General features: G+C 63.1%; 16 protein-coding genes. 11 read left to right on the top strand and 5 right to left on the bottom strand.

All coding sequences use genetic code 11. The annotated features are described in order from the left end of the window. Window positions 1–309 precede the first annotated feature (309 nt). Entirely contained in the window at window positions 310–1,032 is a 723-nt protein-coding gene (locus FCU66_RS22745; protein WP_136618156.1) for an SDR family oxidoreductase, read from the bottom strand. Further along, entirely contained in the window at window positions 1,029–1,874 is an 846-nt protein-coding gene (locus FCU66_RS22740; protein ID WP_136618157.1) for an SDR family NAD(P)-dependent oxidoreductase, read from the bottom strand. Before FCU66_RS22740 ends, FCU66_RS22745 begins: the two co-directional genes overlap by 4 nt. 103 nt (window positions 1,875–1,977) lie before the next feature. Here FCU66_RS22740 and FCU66_RS22735 point away from each other — a divergent pair, with 103 nt between their 5' ends. After that, complete coding sequence (locus FCU66_RS22735) at window positions 1,978–2,865, top strand: helix-turn-helix transcriptional regulator (RefSeq protein WP_136618158.1); 888 nt, start codon at window positions 1,978–1,980, stop codon at window positions 2,863–2,865. A 142-nt stretch (window positions 2,866–3,007) separates the two neighbouring features. Here the strand turns inward: FCU66_RS22735 and FCU66_RS22730 are convergent, their stop codons facing one another. After that, entirely contained in the window at window positions 3,008–3,643 is a 636-nt protein-coding gene (locus tag FCU66_RS22730; RefSeq protein WP_136618159.1) for a TetR family transcriptional regulator C-terminal domain-containing protein, read from the bottom strand. Window positions 3,644–3,870: 227 nt separating this feature from the next. Between FCU66_RS22730 and aptA the strand changes: the two genes are divergently transcribed. The 6 genes from aptA (at window position 3,871) to FCU66_RS22700 (ending at window position 9,303) form a co-directional block, all read left to right on the top strand. Then, window positions 3,871–5,199, top strand: a complete 1,329-nt coding sequence (gene aptA / locus FCU66_RS22725; protein WP_136618160.1) for an omega-aminotransferase AptA — start codon at window positions 3,871–3,873, stop codon at window positions 5,197–5,199. Between the two features lie 112 nt (window positions 5,200–5,311). Continuing rightward, complete coding sequence (locus tag FCU66_RS22720; protein ID WP_136618161.1) at window positions 5,312–5,758, top strand: endonuclease domain-containing protein; 447 nt, start codon at window positions 5,312–5,314, stop codon at window positions 5,756–5,758. A 3-nt stretch (window positions 5,759–5,761) separates the two neighbouring features. Further along, window positions 5,762–7,012 carry a Zn-dependent hydrolase gene (locus FCU66_RS22715; protein WP_136618162.1) on the top strand — a complete coding sequence of 417 codons (1,251 nt, stop codon included), beginning with the start codon at window positions 5,762–5,764 and terminating at the stop codon, window positions 7,010–7,012. A 65-nt stretch (window positions 7,013–7,077) separates the two neighbouring features. Beyond that, on the top strand, window positions 7,078–8,529 hold the full coding sequence (hydA, locus tag FCU66_RS22710; RefSeq protein ID WP_136618163.1) for a dihydropyrimidinase: 1,452 nt from the start codon (window positions 7,078–7,080) through the stop codon (window positions 8,527–8,529). Between the two features lie 2 nt (window positions 8,530–8,531). Next, window positions 8,532–8,903, top strand: coding sequence for a hypothetical protein (locus tag FCU66_RS22705; RefSeq protein WP_136618164.1), 372 nt, complete (start codon window positions 8,532–8,534; stop codon window positions 8,901–8,903). 22 nt (window positions 8,904–8,925) lie between these two features. After that, window positions 8,926–9,303: a hypothetical protein gene (locus FCU66_RS22700; protein ID WP_168991889.1), complete on the top strand. Its 378-nt coding sequence runs from the start codon at window positions 8,926–8,928 to the stop codon at window positions 9,301–9,303. 29 nt (window positions 9,304–9,332) lie between these two features. On the opposite strand, the gene FCU66_RS22695 is transcribed toward FCU66_RS22700, so the two are convergent. Next, the gene (locus tag FCU66_RS22695) at window positions 9,333–9,737 is read right to left on the bottom strand and encodes a cupin domain-containing protein (protein ID WP_109668350.1); all 405 of its coding nucleotides are present in this window, start codon (window positions 9,735–9,737) and stop codon (window positions 9,333–9,335) included. A 130-nt stretch (window positions 9,738–9,867) separates the two neighbouring features. Here FCU66_RS22695 and FCU66_RS22690 point away from each other — a divergent pair, with 130 nt between their 5' ends. From FCU66_RS22690 to FCU66_RS22670, 4 genes are all read left to right on the top strand, one after another. Further along, window positions 9,868–10,659, top strand: a complete 792-nt coding sequence (locus FCU66_RS22690; RefSeq protein WP_136618165.1) for an ABC transporter ATP-binding protein — start codon at window positions 9,868–9,870, stop codon at window positions 10,657–10,659. Window positions 10,660–11,028: 369 nt separating this feature from the next. Beyond that, a complete protein-coding gene (locus FCU66_RS22680) occupies window positions 11,029–11,907 on the top strand; it encodes an ABC transporter permease (RefSeq protein ID WP_136618166.1) in 879 nt (292 codons plus the stop codon). After that, window positions 11,904–13,034 carry an ABC transporter permease gene (locus FCU66_RS22675; RefSeq protein ID WP_136618167.1) on the top strand — a complete coding sequence of 377 codons (1,131 nt, stop codon included), beginning with the start codon at window positions 11,904–11,906 and terminating at the stop codon, window positions 13,032–13,034. The genes FCU66_RS22680 and FCU66_RS22675 overlap by 4 nt, the downstream gene beginning before the upstream one ends. Window positions 13,035–13,075: 41 nt before the next feature. Then, window positions 13,076–14,047, top strand: a complete 972-nt coding sequence (locus FCU66_RS22670) for an ABC transporter substrate-binding protein (RefSeq protein WP_136618168.1) — start codon at window positions 13,076–13,078, stop codon at window positions 14,045–14,047. 151 nt (window positions 14,048–14,198) lie between these two features. On the opposite strand, the gene FCU66_RS22665 is transcribed toward FCU66_RS22670, so the two are convergent. Continuing rightward, window positions 14,199–14,657, bottom strand: coding sequence for an Lrp/AsnC family transcriptional regulator (locus FCU66_RS22665; RefSeq protein WP_126069589.1), 459 nt, complete (start codon window positions 14,655–14,657; stop codon window positions 14,199–14,201). Window positions 14,658–14,690: the final 33 nt, after the last annotated feature.

The following is a 14,690-nucleotide window of genomic DNA, read 5'->3' as shown; positions in this document are numbered from 1 at the left end:
TTCTCCCGCCATGGGACCACCGACACATCACCATCCGACGCTGACTCCAGTTGGCAGGAAGCGATCGACAACAAGATGTATGGGGCTGATACGCCTGATTATTCCCATGTTCCGGAAAAGCCTGATTCAGATGCGGCAAGACCGGTTGGCGACAGACCTACAAACGTGAGGGACAGCCGTGCGTTCCAAAGAGGCCGGATAAGTACCAAGTCTTGACGGCGCCCGATCAAGATCCTTGGCTATGCGCCTGCTGCTGCCGCTTCGACAGGTCTGGCGGCGGCCTTGGACCGCCGCCGCTTTTCCTTGTCTCTACGCCGCAAACCGCAGGCCGCCGTCGCAGGTCAGGACCTGACCGGTCATGAAGCCGTTGGAGACGAGAAAGGCGATTGCTGAGGCGACGTCTTCGGCACGACCGATGCGGCCAACCGGGGTCTTGCCGGCGTAATCGGCAAAGATAGCCTGCCTCTGCTCCTCGGCCAGAAAATCCCACCAGGGCGTATCGATGACGCCGGGCGCCACGACATTGACGCGCAGCGGCTTCAGCTCCACGGCCAGGATCGGCACCACGGTCAAAAGCATGCCGTTGACGGCGGCGATGCCGGCGACGCCGGGCGTTGCGAGCTGCGCCGAGACCGCCGAGATGAAGGTGACCGATCCGGCCTTGTTCAGCGTCGGCAAGGCCGCCTGCAGGCAGGACAGCTGCGGGCGGACTTTCTCGTCGACGCCGCTGCCGATGTCGCTCAGGTCAAGCGTCGGGAAGGGGCCAAGGCCCTTGCCGCCGCTGGCCGCCAGCACCAGATGGTCGAAAGGACCGAGGCGCTCGAAGAACTGGCGGACCTCATCCGGCTTGCCGGCATCGAAAGCCGCCTTGTCGGCAGCGCCGCCAAGGCTTTTCCACGCGCTCTTCAGCTTCTCCTCGTTGCGCCCGGTGATGGTCACCCTCATGCCGGGGCCAAGCAGCTTGCGCGCCGTCGCCAGGCCGATGCCGGACGAGCCGCCGATGATGACGGCATGTTGGATTGTCTTGGTCATGAATGCTGTTCCTTCGATGTGGGGGAGGCCGGGCCGATGAGGTCGAGACTCAAGGCTCGCAACTGTTGCCTTGCCCTGGCGTCATAGGCCTGGGCGTCGGCACGGGATTCCCGCAGGCCGTCGAAATACAGGCCGTTTTTCCCATCGAGCGCGGGTGAGATGGCGAGGTTGAGGATGGCGTTGGCGCCGGTTTCGACCGAGCTCCATGGCGTCACACCGGCTTGCCGGACCATGGTGGTGTTCATGTAACTCGCCGGATGCAGCGCATTGGCGGTGACGCCGGTGCCTTTCAGCTGCTCCGCCAAATCGACGGTGAACAGGATCTGCGCCAGCTTGCTCTGGCAGTAGGCACGCACGCCGTCATAGGAGCGGGTCAACATGACATCGCCGAAATCGATCGCCTGCTGCCCCGCCGAGGCGACATTGACGATGCGCGCCGGCGTGCTCTCCTTCAGCAATGGCAGAAGCTCCGATGTCAGCAGGAAACCGGCGAGATAATTGACCGCGAAGCGCAACTCGTAGCCGTCGGCGCTGATTTGCCTTTTGGCGCCCTGGCCAGCGGTGCCGATGCCGGCATTGTTGATGAGGATGTCGAGCCGGTTCGTCCGCGCGCGCACCGCCTCGGCAAGCCGGCGCACTTCGGCCAGCGAAGAGAGGTCGGCGACCAGAAGCTCGGCCGTGCCGCCGGCGGCTTCGATTTCGGCTATAGTCGCCTTGCCGCGCGTCGCATCGCGGCCGTGCACCAGCACACGAGCGCCCGCGGCGCCGAGCCGTTGCGCGACGACGCGGCCAACGCCATCGGTTGAGCCGGTGATGAGGACCGTCTTGTCTTTGAGTTCCATGTTCAGAGCCTCCATTCTGTTGCTCTGAACGGAAGATGGGACAGATGGCGCGAGCCAAACAGTTCAAACTTTATCCTGGTATCAATACTGCTATAATAAGCGCATGGAGCCCCAACCCCACTCGGCCCCCACACACTCCGCTGAGGACAGCCGCCGGCGCGAACTCGGCGCCTTCCTGCGCTCGCGCCGCGAAAGGCTGACGCCATCGGCCACAGGCATCGCCACCGGTCTCAGGCGGCGCACGCCGGGCTTGCGCCGCGAGGAGGTGGCGATGATCGCCGGTGTGGGCACCACCTGGTACACATGGCTGGAGCAGGGACGGGAGGTCAGGCCCTCGGTCGAGGTGCTGACGGCGCTCGCCGAAGCGCTGCGCCTCGACGCGGCCGAAAAACAGCATCTGTTCATCCTCGCCGACCGCCAGCAGCCGGAGCGCCGCGCCGTGGCGCCGGAAAAGGTCGATGGCCCGTTGCTGCATATGCTGCAGAGCCTGGTGCTGCAGCCGGCCTATGTCGTCGGGCGGCGCTGGGACGTGCTGGCCTGGAACCCGGCGGCGGTCGCGGTGTTCGGCGATTATGGCCTGCTGGAGGGTGACGCCCGCAACATCGTCCACATGGTGTTCACCAACCCGCACCACCGGCGCCTGCTGGTCGACTGGGAGGAATTGGCGCGCACCGTGCTGGCTTCGTTCCGGGCCGCGAGCGCCCGCTATGTCGGCGATCCGGATTTCGAGCGGCTGATCGAGTTGATGACGCGCTCGAGCCCAGAGTTTCGCAACTGGTGGCCGCAGCGCGACGTCGCGCACCGATTGTCGGGGGTGAAGCATGTCCGGCACCCGAGCGCGGGCGCCATGACCTTCGAGCATATGAGCCTGTCGATCGGCGACGGCTCCGACATGAAGCTGATCGTCTACACGCCGCTCGCCGAGCAGAACTCGGTCGCCAAGCTGCAGACGTTGCTGGACGCGCTGCCGGCCGAGCGGCGCAGCGCTTGAGATTGGCCGGCGGCCCCCCAGCTTCGTCATCCTCCGGTCTGCGCGGCGTCGCTACGCTCCTTGCTCCGCCCGTGGATGACGAAGTGATGGGCGCCTCGGCCAATCTCCACGGTCAGCAATTTTAGCCTATTTTGACGAGGCGCTAACCTTTCGGCTTCAGCCCCTCGAGGAACAACTGCTCGAGAAATCTTGCCGCATCCTCGAAGCGGCCGTCGCCGCCGCGGTTCGGGCCGAGCACGGCGCGGACCTGGACATCGAAATCGGCATAATGCTGCGTCGTCGCCCAGATCGAGAAGATCAGGTGCCAGGGGTCGGTGCGGGCGATCTTGCCGGCGCGCATCCAGCCCTTGATGACGGCGGCCTTCTCGTCGACCAGCGTCTTCAGCTCGCCGGCCAGCAGCGGCATGATGCGGGGTGCGCCTTGCAGGATCTCGTTGGCGAACAGCCGGCTCTCGCGCGGGAAATCGCGCGCCATCTCCAGCTTGCGCCTGATGTAGCTGCGCAGTTCGGTCAGCGGATCGCCGATGTCGTCGAGTTCACGCAGCGGCGCCAGCCAGGTGTCGAGCAGGCGCTGCATCAGCGTCTCGTGGATGTCTTCCTTGCGGCGGAAATAATAGAGCAGGTTCGGCTTCGACATGCCGGCGGCTTCGGCGATCTGGTCGATGGTCGAGCCGCGAAAGCCGTTGGTGGAGAAGACCTCGAGCGCCGCCTCCAGGATGAGTTCGCGCTTTTCCTGCTGGATGCGGGTGCGACGAGGGGCGTCCGTGCCGGTGGTCACCGTTGCAAGCCCTCGCGTTGAGGGTCATCTGGACCAATTCTCTGGACCAGTTTTTCCCTAGCCTGTGGAACGCACTTCAGGTGCCGCATTTCCGCTAGTAATCCCTTGACCGCCGACAGGGCGGTGCTAACGTTTGTCCAATCGGTCAAAAATTTGCGTAGCATGAAAACGCAGCAAAGACCAAGCGTTGGGCGCACCGAAACAGGTTACAAGGGGAAGTCTTGGTCATGTCCAACCGGCTGAAAGTCACGCCGAACGATCTCAGCGCATTCTGGATGCCGTTCACGGCAAACCGGCAGTTCAAGCAGGCGCCGCGCATGATGGTGTCCGCCAAGGACATGCATTACACGACCAGCGACGGCCGCAAGGTTCTCGATGGCACCGCCGGACTCTGGTGCGTCAATGCCGGCCACTGCCGTCCGAAGATCACCGAGGCGATCCAGCACCAGGCCGCCGAACTCGATTATGCGCCGGCCTTCCAGATGGGCCATCCGATCGTGTTCGAACTGGCCAACCGCCTGGTCGACATCGCGCCGAAGGGCATGGACCATGTGTTCTTCACCAATTCCGGTTCGGAATCGGTCGAGACCGCGCTCAAGATGGCCATCGCCTATCACCGCGTGAAGGGTGAGGGCTCCCGCACCCGGCTGATCGGCCGCGAACGCGGCTATCATGGCGTCAATTTCGGCGGCATCTCGGTCGGCGGCATCGTCACCAACCGCAAGATGTTCGGCACGCTGCTCGGCGGCGTCGACCATATGCCGCACACGCATCTGCCGGAAAAGAACGCTTTCACCAAGGGCGTGCCGGAGCATGGCGCGGAACTCGCCAACGAACTGGAGCGCATCGTCGCCCTGCATGACGCCTCGACCATCGCCGCCGTCATCGTCGAGCCGGTCGCCGGCTCCACCGGCGTCATCCTGCCGCCGAAGGGCTATCTGCAGAAGCTGCGCGAAATCTGCACCAAGCACGGCATCCTGTTGATCTTCGATGAGGTCATCACCGGTTTCGGCCGTCTCGGCACGCCGTTCGCCGCCGACTATTTCGGCGTCACGCCCGACATCATGACCACCGCCAAGGGCGTCTCCAACGGCGTCATCCCGATGGGCGCGGTGTTCGTGAAGAAGGAAATCCACGACGCCTTCATGACCGGCCCCGAGCACATGATCGAGTTCTTCCACGGCTACACCTATTCGGGCAATCCGATCGCCTGCGCAGCCGCACTCGGAACGCTCGACACCTACAAGGAAGAGGGCTTGCTGACCCGTGGCGAGGAGCTCGCGCCGTACTGGGAAGACGCATTGCATTCGCTGAAGGGCGAGCCGAACGTCATCGATATCAGGAACATCGGCCTGATCGGTGCGATCGAGCTGGCGCCGATCGCCGGTCAGCCGACCAAGCGTGCCTTCTCGGCCTTCGTCAAGGCGTTCGAGCGCGGCGCGCTCATCCGCACCACCGGCGACATCATCGCGCTGTCGCCGCCGCTGATCATCACCAAGGGCCAGATCAACGAATTGATCGACCATGTGCGCGATGTGCTGAGGTCGATAGATTGAAGAACTGGGCGCGGATATCCCTCCCCCTTGAGGGGAGGGTGGCCGCGAAGCGGTCGGGTGGGGTCGGTGGCGACGCGCGCCGACCTGATCTTTTGCCGCGAGGTTTCCGCTGATGCCCCGTACCCGCGTGAGCTTCGAAATGCGCCACAAGGCGCGCGCGCTTCGAGTTCACGCGACCAAGGGCGAATCTCTGCTGTGGTATGAACTGCGGGAGCTGAAATCGGGCGGCATCAAGTTTCGCCGTCAGTGCCCGATTGGGCCTTACATCGTCGACTTCGCTTGCCTCGCAGTGAAGCTAATCGTTGAGGTCGACGGTGATCTGCACGAACACGAGAAGGGCAAACGGCACGATGCTGTTCGTGATGCCTATCTGCGCTCACTCGGGTTTGATGTCTTCCGTGTTGACGAGCCCGATGTCATAAATAGCGCATGGCATGTCGCGCAGGTGGTCAAGGGGAAGGTTGAGCACATGTCAGCCGACCCCACCCGACCGCTTCGCGGCCACCCTCCCCTCGAGGGGGAGGGGGACGCCGGCGACCCGCAATCGATGAGGTTTTAGAGCATGGCCGCACCCGGCGAGAATCTGCGAATCAATTCAGACCGTTTGTGGGATTCCATCATGGAGATGGCGAAGATCGGCCCCGGCATTGCCGGCGGCAACAATCGCCAGACCGTGACCGACGAGGACGGCGAGGGCCGGCATCTGTTCAAGCGCTGGTGCGATGCGGCCGGGCTCGAAATGGGCGTCGACGAAATGGGTACGATGTTTGCCCGCCGCGAAGGCACCGACCCCAGCCTGCCGCCGGTCTATGTCGGCAGCCATCTCGATACGCAGCCGACCGGCGGCAAGTATGACGGCGTGCTTGGCGTGCTGGGCGGGCTTGAAGTGGTGCGTTCGCTCAATGATCTCGGCATCAAGACCAAACATCCGATCGTCGTCACCAACTGGACGAACGAGGAGGGCGCGCGCTTCGCGCCGGCGATGATGGCGTCCGGCGTGTTCGCCGGCGTGCTCGAGCAGGCCGATGTCTACGGGCATGTCGACAAGCAAGGCAAGAAATTCGGCGAAGAGCTCGAGCGCATCGGCTGGAAAGGCAGCGAGAAGGTCGGCGATCGCAAGATCCACGCCTTCTTCGAACTGCATATCGAACAGGGTCCGATCCTCGAGGACGAGGGCATCGACATCGGTGTCGTCACCCATGGCCAGGGTTTGAAGTGGCTGCAGGTGACGCTGACCGGCAAGGAAGCGCATACCGGCTCGACGCCGATGCCAAAGCGCCGCAATGCCGGGCTCGGCATGGCGCGGGTGATCGAACTGGTGCATGAGATCGCCATGGACTACCAGCCCGACGCCGTCGGCGCGGTCGGCCACATGGAGGTGTTTCCCAACTCGCGCAACATCATCGCCGGCCGCACCGTCTTCACCATCGACATCCGCTCGCCGGAAAAGGAAGTGCTGGATGCCATGGACGGCCGCATCCGCGAAGGCATCGACACGATCTGCGATGCGCTCGACATCCAGTACAAGATCGAGCAGGTCGGCGCTTTCGATCCGGTGACCTTCGACGCGGGTTGCGTCAAGGCGATCCGCGATGCCGCCGAACGCCTCGGCTATTCCCATCGCAACATCGTCTCCGGCGCCGGCCACGACGCCTGCTGGATCAATCGCGTCGCGCCCACCGCCATGGTGATGTGCCCCTGCGTCGATGGCCTCAGCCACAACGAGGCCGAGGACATCACCAAGGAATGGGCCTCGGCTGGCGCCGACGTGCTGTTCCACGCTGTTGTGGAGACGGCTGTCATCGTGGAGTGAACCTAGAAATCTACCTTCCAAACGCCGCTCACAAGAAGCGCGAAGAGAACAAGGGAACAAGAAAAATGACCAAAGTCATCAAGAACGGCACCATCGTCACCGCCGATCGCACCTGGAAGGCCGATGTGCTGTTCAGCCACGGCCAGATCGTCGCCATCGGTTCGGACCTGCATGGCGACCACGAGTTCGATGCCACCGGCTGCTACATCATGCCGGGCGGCATCGACCCGCACACGCATCTCGAAATGCCATTCATGGGCACCTATTCGGCCGATGATTTCGAATCCGGCACGCGTGCAGCGCTTGCCGGCGGCACCACGATGGTGGTCGATTTCTGCCTGCCGGCGCCGCAGCAGTCGCTGCTCGAAGCCTTGCAGATGTGGGACAACAAGACCTCGAAGGCGTCCTGCGACTATTCCTTCCACATGGCGATCACCTGGTGGGGCAAGCAGGTGTTCGACGAGATGGCCACGGTCGTCGACAAGGGCATCACCTCGTTCAAGCATTTCATGGCCTACAAGGGCGCGCTGATGGTCGACGACGACGAGATGTATGCGTCTTTCCAGCGCTGCGCCGACCTTGGCGCGCTGCCGCTGGTGCATGCCGAAAATGGCGATGTCGTTGCCGCCCTGTCGCAGAAGCTGCTTGCCGCCGGCAACAACGGCCCCGAGGGTCACGCCTATTCGCGTCCGCCGGAAGTGGAGGGCGAGGCGACCAACCGCGCCATCATGATCGCCGACATGGCCGGCGTGCCGCTCTATGTCGTGCATGTCTCCTGCGAGCAGAGCCACGAAGCGATCCGCCGGGCGCGCCAGAAGGGCATGAGGGTGTTCGGCGAGCCGCTGATCCAGCATTTGACGCTGGACGAGAGCGAGTATTTCGACAAGGACTGGGATCATGCGGCGCGCCGCGTGATGAGCCCGCCCTTCCGCAACAAATTGCACCAGGATTCGCTGTGGGCCGGCCTGCAGGCGGGATCGCTGCAGGTGGTGGCGACCGACCATTGCGCCTTCACCACCAAGCAGAAGCGCAACGGCGTCGGCGATTTCACCAAGATTCCGAACGGTACCGGCGGTCTGGAAGACCGCATGCCGGTGCTGTGGACGACGGGCGTCAACACTGGCCGGCTGACCATGAACGAGTTCGTCGCGGTGACCTCGACCAACATCGCCAAGATCCTCAACATGTATCCGAAAAAGGGCGCTATCGTCGAAGGCGCCGACGCCGACCTCGTCGTCTGGGATCCTAAGCGCAAGAAGAAGATTTCTTCGAAGAAACAGCAATCCGTCATCGACTATAACGTCTTCGAAGGGTTCGAGGTGACCGGCCTGCCGCGCTTCGTGTTTTCGCGCGGCGAATTGTCGATCCAGGAGGCCGAGGTCAAGGCCAAGCCCGGCCATGGGGAGTTCGTCGCCCGCGAGCCGAATGCGGCGGTCAACCGGGCGCTGTCGACGTGGAAAGAGATTTCCGCGCCGCGCAAGGTGGAACGCACCGGTATCCCGGCGACCGGGGTTTGAGCTTGGCGCGTTCGGCCGCGCTTATTTCGTTGGTCTTGGCGACAATTGTCGCCGGCCCGGCAGCAGCAGGCGGCGTGCTGGCCGGCTCCTGGGGCAATGATGTCGGCTGTGCCGGCGTCAAGGCCGGTTATCAGGACAGCGATGCCTATATCGTGCTGACCGCCGAAGGCATCGAGACCTATGGCAGCGGCTGCCGGTTTGCGCAGCAATTGACGCCGGTGCTGGGTGCACAATCGCTGATTTCGACCTGTTCCGCCGAGGGCGAGGCGGGAACGACAATCGAAACCGTCGTGGTCACCAACAGGGGAGAGGACGGTTTCTTCGTCACCATTCCCGGCCTTGAGGAAATGGGGCCGCTGCAATCATGTTCGTAACGTTGGGCATTGGGGGGTGAGCATGCGTGGTTTTGGTTTGTCTGTTGCGATGGTTCTTGTGCTGGCGGCCGGTCAGGCTTCGGCGGCAGGTATCGATCTGTCCAAGCCCTACGGCAACAAATCCGGCTGCATCAACAAGAATGGTCAGAAAGTCTATGCCGAGGACATGCTGCTGCTGAACGATACGGAATTCATCACCGCGACCAGCGCCTGCACCTTTACCGAGAAGAAGACGCAGGCTGACGGTTCGCTGGTGGTGAAGTCAATGTGCGAGGCAGAAGGCGAGGATGGTCAGTCGCCGATCCAGTTCACCGTTAAGCGCAGCCCCAAGAACGCCAAGAAGCTGGTGATCGCGGATGAGGATGGCACCGCCTATGGGGAAGTGTCCCGGTGCCGATGACGCTCAAGTCTCCACCGGCGCTACCGGCTTCAGGCGACCAGCGCATCCAGTTCCGGCAGCAGGACGACGCTTTCCTGTTCGTTGGGATCGGTGCGGGCAATGACGGCCGAGGACGGGGCGCCGCTCAGGTTGGCCGGCAGATGCGGGACGCCGGCCGGAATGTAGAAGAGGTCGCCGGCCTTGACGACGATATGATGCTCGAGCCGGTCGCCATACCAGGTGTGGACCTCGCCGGAGAGGACGTAGATCGCCGTCTCATGGCTCTCGTGCATATGCGCCTTGGCGCGGGCGCCGGGCGGCAAGGTGAGCAAGTGCATGCAGATGCCGGAGGAGCCGACGGTCTCCGTGGCAATGCCGGCGAAATAGGTCAGCCCTTGCTTGCCTTCATAAGTGCTTTCAGGGCGGATAAGATGACACGTCGGTTTGGGCGACATCGGGGAAACTCCGGGCGTCGATTGAGTGGGACAAGACCAATGGGACAGGGCGAGTGGAAAACAACATCGCGATAAAAGCAATCGGATTCCAGCCGGCGCCGCAGGGGCGGGAACAGGCAGGCGGCAGCCGATGACAGGGACTTCGCCAGCCGTCGTTGCGGCAAGCAAACTCGGACTGACCTTCCAGACCAATGACGGGCCGGTGCAGGCGCTGTCCAATGTCGATCTCACCATCGGCAAGGGTGAGTTCGTCTCCTTCATCGGGCCTTCGGGCTGCGGCAAGACCACCCTGCTGCGCGTCATCGCTGATCTGGAGAAGCCGACCTCGGGGACGATTTCCGTCAACGGCATGACAGCAGAACAGGCGCGCGAGAAACGCGCCTACGGCTATGTCTTCCAAGCGGCGGCGCTGTTTCCGTGGCGGACCATCGAGCGCAATGTCGGGCTGCCGTTGGAGATCATGGGCCTGTCCAAGGCGGAACAGGCGCAGCGCATCAAGCGCACGCTCGACCTCGTCAACCTTAGGGGATTCGAGAAGAAATATCCCTGGCAGCTCTCGGGCGGCATGCAGCAGCGCGCCTCGATCGCCCGCGCGCTGGCCTTCGACGCCGACCTCCTGCTGATGGACGAGCCGTTCGGCGCGCTGGACGAGATCGTGCGCGACCATCTCAACGAGCAATTGCTGGAACTGTGGGGACGCACCAACAAGACGATCTGCTTCGTCACCCACTCCATTCCCGAAGCGGTGTATCTGTCGACGCGCATCGTCGTCATGTCGCCGCGCCCGGGCCGCGTCAGCGACATCATCGAATCGACGCTACCGAAGCAGCGGCCGCTCGACATCCGCGAGACGCCGGAGTTTTTGGCGATCGCGGCGCGCGTGCGCGACGGCTTGAGGGCAGGGCACAGCTATGATGATTGAGGCGACGGGAGATGAGCTCCCTCCTCTCCCCACTGGGGAGAGGGTGGCCGGAGCGAAGCGGAGGTCGGGTGAGGGGGCGGCCAACCACGCCTTCGTCATCCTAGGGCGGAGCCGACGCGAAGCGGCGAGCGCAGACCCTAGGATCCATGCCGTGACGCCTACCGAAGGGTGCAAGCGGCTGAGAATACCCGCCAAGCTGAGCGATGCGCAGGGAGCTATGCTCCGCACCGTTGCGGAGCGGGAATGTAACGGCATGGATCCTAGGGTCTACGCCGCGTCGCTTCGCTCCTTGCTTCGCCCTAGGATGACGAAGGCGTGGTGGGTCGCTCGCGTTGCGCAGAACGCACGCCTGTCCGGCGAGGCCCGCTGATGGACACCTTCCGCGACAAACTCATCCCGGTGACCTCGATCCTCGCCGGCGTGGTCGTCCTCTGGTATGTCATGGCCGTCATCCTCAACACGCCGTTCCAGCGCGATCTCGACCGCCGCGCCGGCGAAACACATACTTTGAGCGAATTCATCGGCAAGACGCTGGCGCAGCCGAAGCCGACGCTGCCGGCGCCGCATCAGGTGGCGGTGAATTTTTTTGAAAACACCTTCCTTCGGCCCGTCACCTCGAACCGCAGCCTCGTCTACAATGCCTGGGTGACGCTGTCGTCGACGCTGCTCGGCTTTGCTTTCGGCACGGCGCTCGGCATCATCATTGCTGTCGGCATCGTGCATGTGGCGACGCTCGACCGCAGCCTGATGCCGTGGATCATCGCCTCGCAGACCATCCCCATCCTGGCGGTAGCGCCGATGATCATCGTCGTGCTGGCGGCGGTCGGCATCACCGGCCTGGTCCCGAAGGCGATGATCTCGACCTATCTGTCGTTCTTCCCAGTGACGGTGGGCATGGTGAAGGGGCTGCGCTCGCCCGAGATCATGCATCTCGACCTGATGCACACCTACAATGCCAGTCGTGCGCAGACCTTCTGGAAATTGCGCGTGCCTGCCTCGGTGCCATTCCTGTTCACGTCGATGAAAGTAGCGGTGGCGGCGAGCCTGGTCGGCGCCATCGTCGGCGAACTGCCGACCGGCGCTGTCGCCGGCATCGGCGCGAAGCTCTTGGCTGGTGCCTATTACAGCCAGTCCATCGACATCTGGTCGGCGCTGGTCGCCGGTTCGGTGGTGGCGGCGCTGCTGGTGATGGTGGTCGGCATTGCCGGGCGCATCGTCGACCGCGCCATGGGCGGGAGGCCGGCATGAAGGCTCCCATGTACAGTTGGCAGGCAAGCCTGGCCTTTTTGTTGGTGATTTTCCCGATAGTCGTTTTTGTTACTAATGTCGGCGTACCAGGCTTGGCTTGGCCCTACAGCGGCTTTTCCGGCGGGCTTGCGATCGCGCTTGTTACTCTTCCCGCATGGTTTTCAGGTCGTCTTCTTAAGTTGTGGGAGGCGGCTCTGTGCTTTGTCTGCGCCCACGGCGCGGCGGTCCTCCTGCTTGGCGGTATTCGGGGTCATGAGGGCACAGCGGGACCTGGCTATTACTTGGTGCTCGCTTCAGCCTGGCTGCTTGCTTGGCGCTGTGTGGCGATCTTGTCGGAACAGCGCCCACTTTCGCGTTTGGCATCTACTGCGCTGCGCCTGATCATCCCGGCCATCTTCGGCGCCTGGATCTTGATCATCTGGGAGGCGGTGACGCGTGGCGCCGGCATCCCCTTCATCCTGTTGCCGCCGCCAAGTGCCATCGGCGCGCGCATCGCCAGTTCGCTGCCGGTGCTGGGCGCCGATGTCCGCCAGACCATCTTCAAGGCGGTGATCTTCGGCTATGTCGTCGGCAGTGGCACAGGCTTCCTCGTGGCAATCGCGGCCGACCGCGTGCCGTTCCTGCGCCGCGGCCTGCTGCCGATCGGCAACATGGTCTCGGCGTTGCCGATCATCGGCGTGGCGCCGATCATGGTCATGTGGTTCGGCTTCGACTGGCAGTCCAAGGCGGCGGTGGTCATCATCATGACCTTCTTCCCGATGCTGGTGAACACGGTTGCCGGCCTTGCCGCCTCCGGCCATATGGAGCGCGATCTGATGCGCACCTACGCGTCGGGCTATTGGCAGACGCTGCTGAAGCTCAGGCTGCCGGCCGCCGCCCCCTTCATCTTCAACGCGCTGAAGATCAACTCGACGCTGGCGCTGATCGGCGCCATCGTTGCCGAGTTCTTCGGCACGCCTGTCGTCGGCATGGGCTTCCGCATCTCGACCGAGGTCGGGCGGATGAACATCGACATGGTCTGGGCCGAAATCGCAGTTGCAGCACTTGCGGGTTCGGTCTTTTATGGCGTGGTCGCTCTTGTCGAAAGAGCCGTCACGTTTTGGCATCCCTCTGTCCGTGGTGGATAGGGGCGGTGGGTTTAAGGGCACTAACTTCAGAGGGTAAAAACATGAAAAGACTTGTTATTCCTGTTCTGGCCGGCGCGATGTCGCTGGCCGCGTTCCAGGCAATGGCCGCCGACAAGGTGACGTTGCAGCTGAAATGGGTCACGCAGGCCCAGTTTGCCGGCTACTATGTCGCCAAGGCCAAGGGTTTCTATGAGGCCGAGGGTCTCGACGTCGACATCAAGCCGGGCGGTCCCGACATCGCGCCCGAGCAGGTGATCGCCGGCGGCGGCGCCGATGTCATCGTCGACTGGATGGGCGGTGCGCTGGCCGCCCGCGAAAAGGGCGTGCCGCTGGTCAACATCGCTCAGCCGTTCAAGAAGGCCGGCATGGAGCTGGTCTGTCCGAAGGACGGCCCGATCAAGACCGAAGCCGACTTCAAGGGCCACACGCTCGGCGTCTGGTTCTTCGGCAACGAATATCCGTTCTACGCCTGGATGAACAAGCTCGGCCTGAAGACCGAAGGCGGCGCCGATGGCGTCACCGTCTTGAAGCAGAGCTTCGACGTGCAGCCGCTGATCCAGAAGCAGGCGGACTGCATCTCGGTGATGACCTACAACGAGTACTGGCAGCTGATCGACGCCGGCTACAAGCCGGAACAGCTGACCGTGTTCAACTACTCGGCGATGGGCAACGACCTGCTCGAGGACGGGCTCTATGCGTCCGAAGACAAGCTCAAGGATCCGGCCTTCGAAGACAAGATGGTGCGTTTCGTGCGCGCCTCGATGAAGGGCTGGAAATACGCCATCGACAACAATGACGAAGCCGCAGGCATCGTCATGGACGGCGGCGGCCAGGACGAGAACCACCAGAAGCGCATGATGAGCGAAGTGGCCAAGCTGATCGACAATGCCGACGGCAAGCTCGACCCGGCCACCTACGAGCGCACCGCCAAGGCGCTGCTCGACCAGAAGATCATCACCAAGGAGCCGACCGGCGCCTACACCACCGCCATCACCGACAAGGCGGTCAAGTAAGCCTAGAGCAGTTCACCGTTTCACGGAAACGGTGAACCGCTCTAACTCCTTGTTTTGACGCAATTCCGGACGGAAAACCGTTTCATACTTTTCCTGGAATTGCTCTAGTCGGCAACATCTCGATCTCGAAACGGCGCCTCTGGCAAAAATGCTAGAGGCGCCGTTCCTTTATGGTGTTCATGACGAAGCTGGTCTCGATCGAGGCGACGCATTTCAGCCGCGCGATCTTTTCCTTGATGAAGCGCTCGTATTGCTCGAGGTTTCCCGTCACCACCTTCAGCACATAGTCGCGCGAACCGGTGACGAGGTGGCATTCCAGCACCTCTTCCCAGCCGCGGATCGCGTCCTCGAACATCACGATCTCGTCTTCGTTCTGGCGGCTGAGCCGGATGGTGGCGATGGCGACCATGCTCCAGCCGAAGGCGGCCGGGTCGACCAGCGTGGTGTAGCCTCTGATAACGCCGGTCTCCTCCAGCCGCCGCACCCGCCTCAGGCAGGGCGACGGCGAAAGGCCGATCCGCTCGGCAAGCTCGTTGTTGGTGATGCGGGCGTCGGCCTGCAGCTCACGCAGGATCTTGCGGTCGAAATCGTCGGCTATCTTCTGCTGCATTTTTGGCCGCCCCAGGCAATTCATTGCGAGGAT

Origin of the sequence: Mesorhizobium norvegicum (assembly GCF_004919685.1) — a bacterium.
Classification (GTDB): domain Bacteria; phylum Pseudomonadota; class Alphaproteobacteria; order Rhizobiales; family Rhizobiaceae; genus Mesorhizobium; species Mesorhizobium norvegicum.
This window is presented reverse-complemented; position numbering and strand designations above follow the sequence as displayed.

Excerpts from the sequence above, each read along its gene's own strand:
- FCU66_RS22690 (WP_136618165.1), top strand. The coding sequence starts at position 9,868 with ATGACAGGGACTTCGCCAGCCGTCGTTGCGGCAAGCAAACTCGGACTG.
- FCU66_RS22675 (WP_136618167.1), top strand. The coding sequence starts at position 11,904 with ATGAAGGCTCCCATGTACAGTTGGCAGGCAAGCCTGGCCTTTTTGTTG.
- FCU66_RS22700 (WP_168991889.1), top strand. The coding sequence starts at position 8,926 with ATGCGTGGTTTTGGTTTGTCTGTTGCGATGGTTCTTGTGCTGGCGGCC.
- FCU66_RS22695 (WP_109668350.1), bottom strand. The coding sequence starts at position 9,737 with ATGTCGCCCAAACCGACGTGTCATCTTATCCGCCCTGAAAGCACTTAT.
- FCU66_RS22745 (WP_136618156.1), bottom strand. The coding sequence starts at position 1,032 with ATGACCAAGACAATCCAACATGCCGTCATCATCGGCGGCTCGTCCGGC.
- FCU66_RS22665 (WP_126069589.1), bottom strand. The coding sequence starts at position 14,657 with ATGCAGCAGAAGATAGCCGACGATTTCGACCGCAAGATCCTGCGTGAG.
- FCU66_RS22735 (WP_136618158.1), top strand. The coding sequence starts at position 1,978 with ATGGAGCCCCAACCCCACTCGGCCCCCACACACTCCGCTGAGGACAGC.
- FCU66_RS22720 (WP_136618161.1), top strand. The coding sequence starts at position 5,312 with ATGCCCCGTACCCGCGTGAGCTTCGAAATGCGCCACAAGGCGCGCGCG.
- FCU66_RS22740 (WP_136618157.1), bottom strand. The coding sequence starts at position 1,874 with ATGGAACTCAAAGACAAGACGGTCCTCATCACCGGCTCAACCGATGGC.
- hydA (WP_136618163.1), top strand. The coding sequence starts at position 7,078 with ATGACCAAAGTCATCAAGAACGGCACCATCGTCACCGCCGATCGCACC.
- FCU66_RS22680 (WP_136618166.1), top strand. The coding sequence starts at position 11,029 with ATGGACACCTTCCGCGACAAACTCATCCCGGTGACCTCGATCCTCGCC.
- FCU66_RS22715 (WP_136618162.1), top strand. The coding sequence starts at position 5,762 with ATGGCCGCACCCGGCGAGAATCTGCGAATCAATTCAGACCGTTTGTGG.
- aptA (WP_136618160.1), top strand. The coding sequence starts at position 3,871 with ATGTCCAACCGGCTGAAAGTCACGCCGAACGATCTCAGCGCATTCTGG.
- FCU66_RS22670 (WP_136618168.1), top strand. The coding sequence starts at position 13,076 with ATGAAAAGACTTGTTATTCCTGTTCTGGCCGGCGCGATGTCGCTGGCC.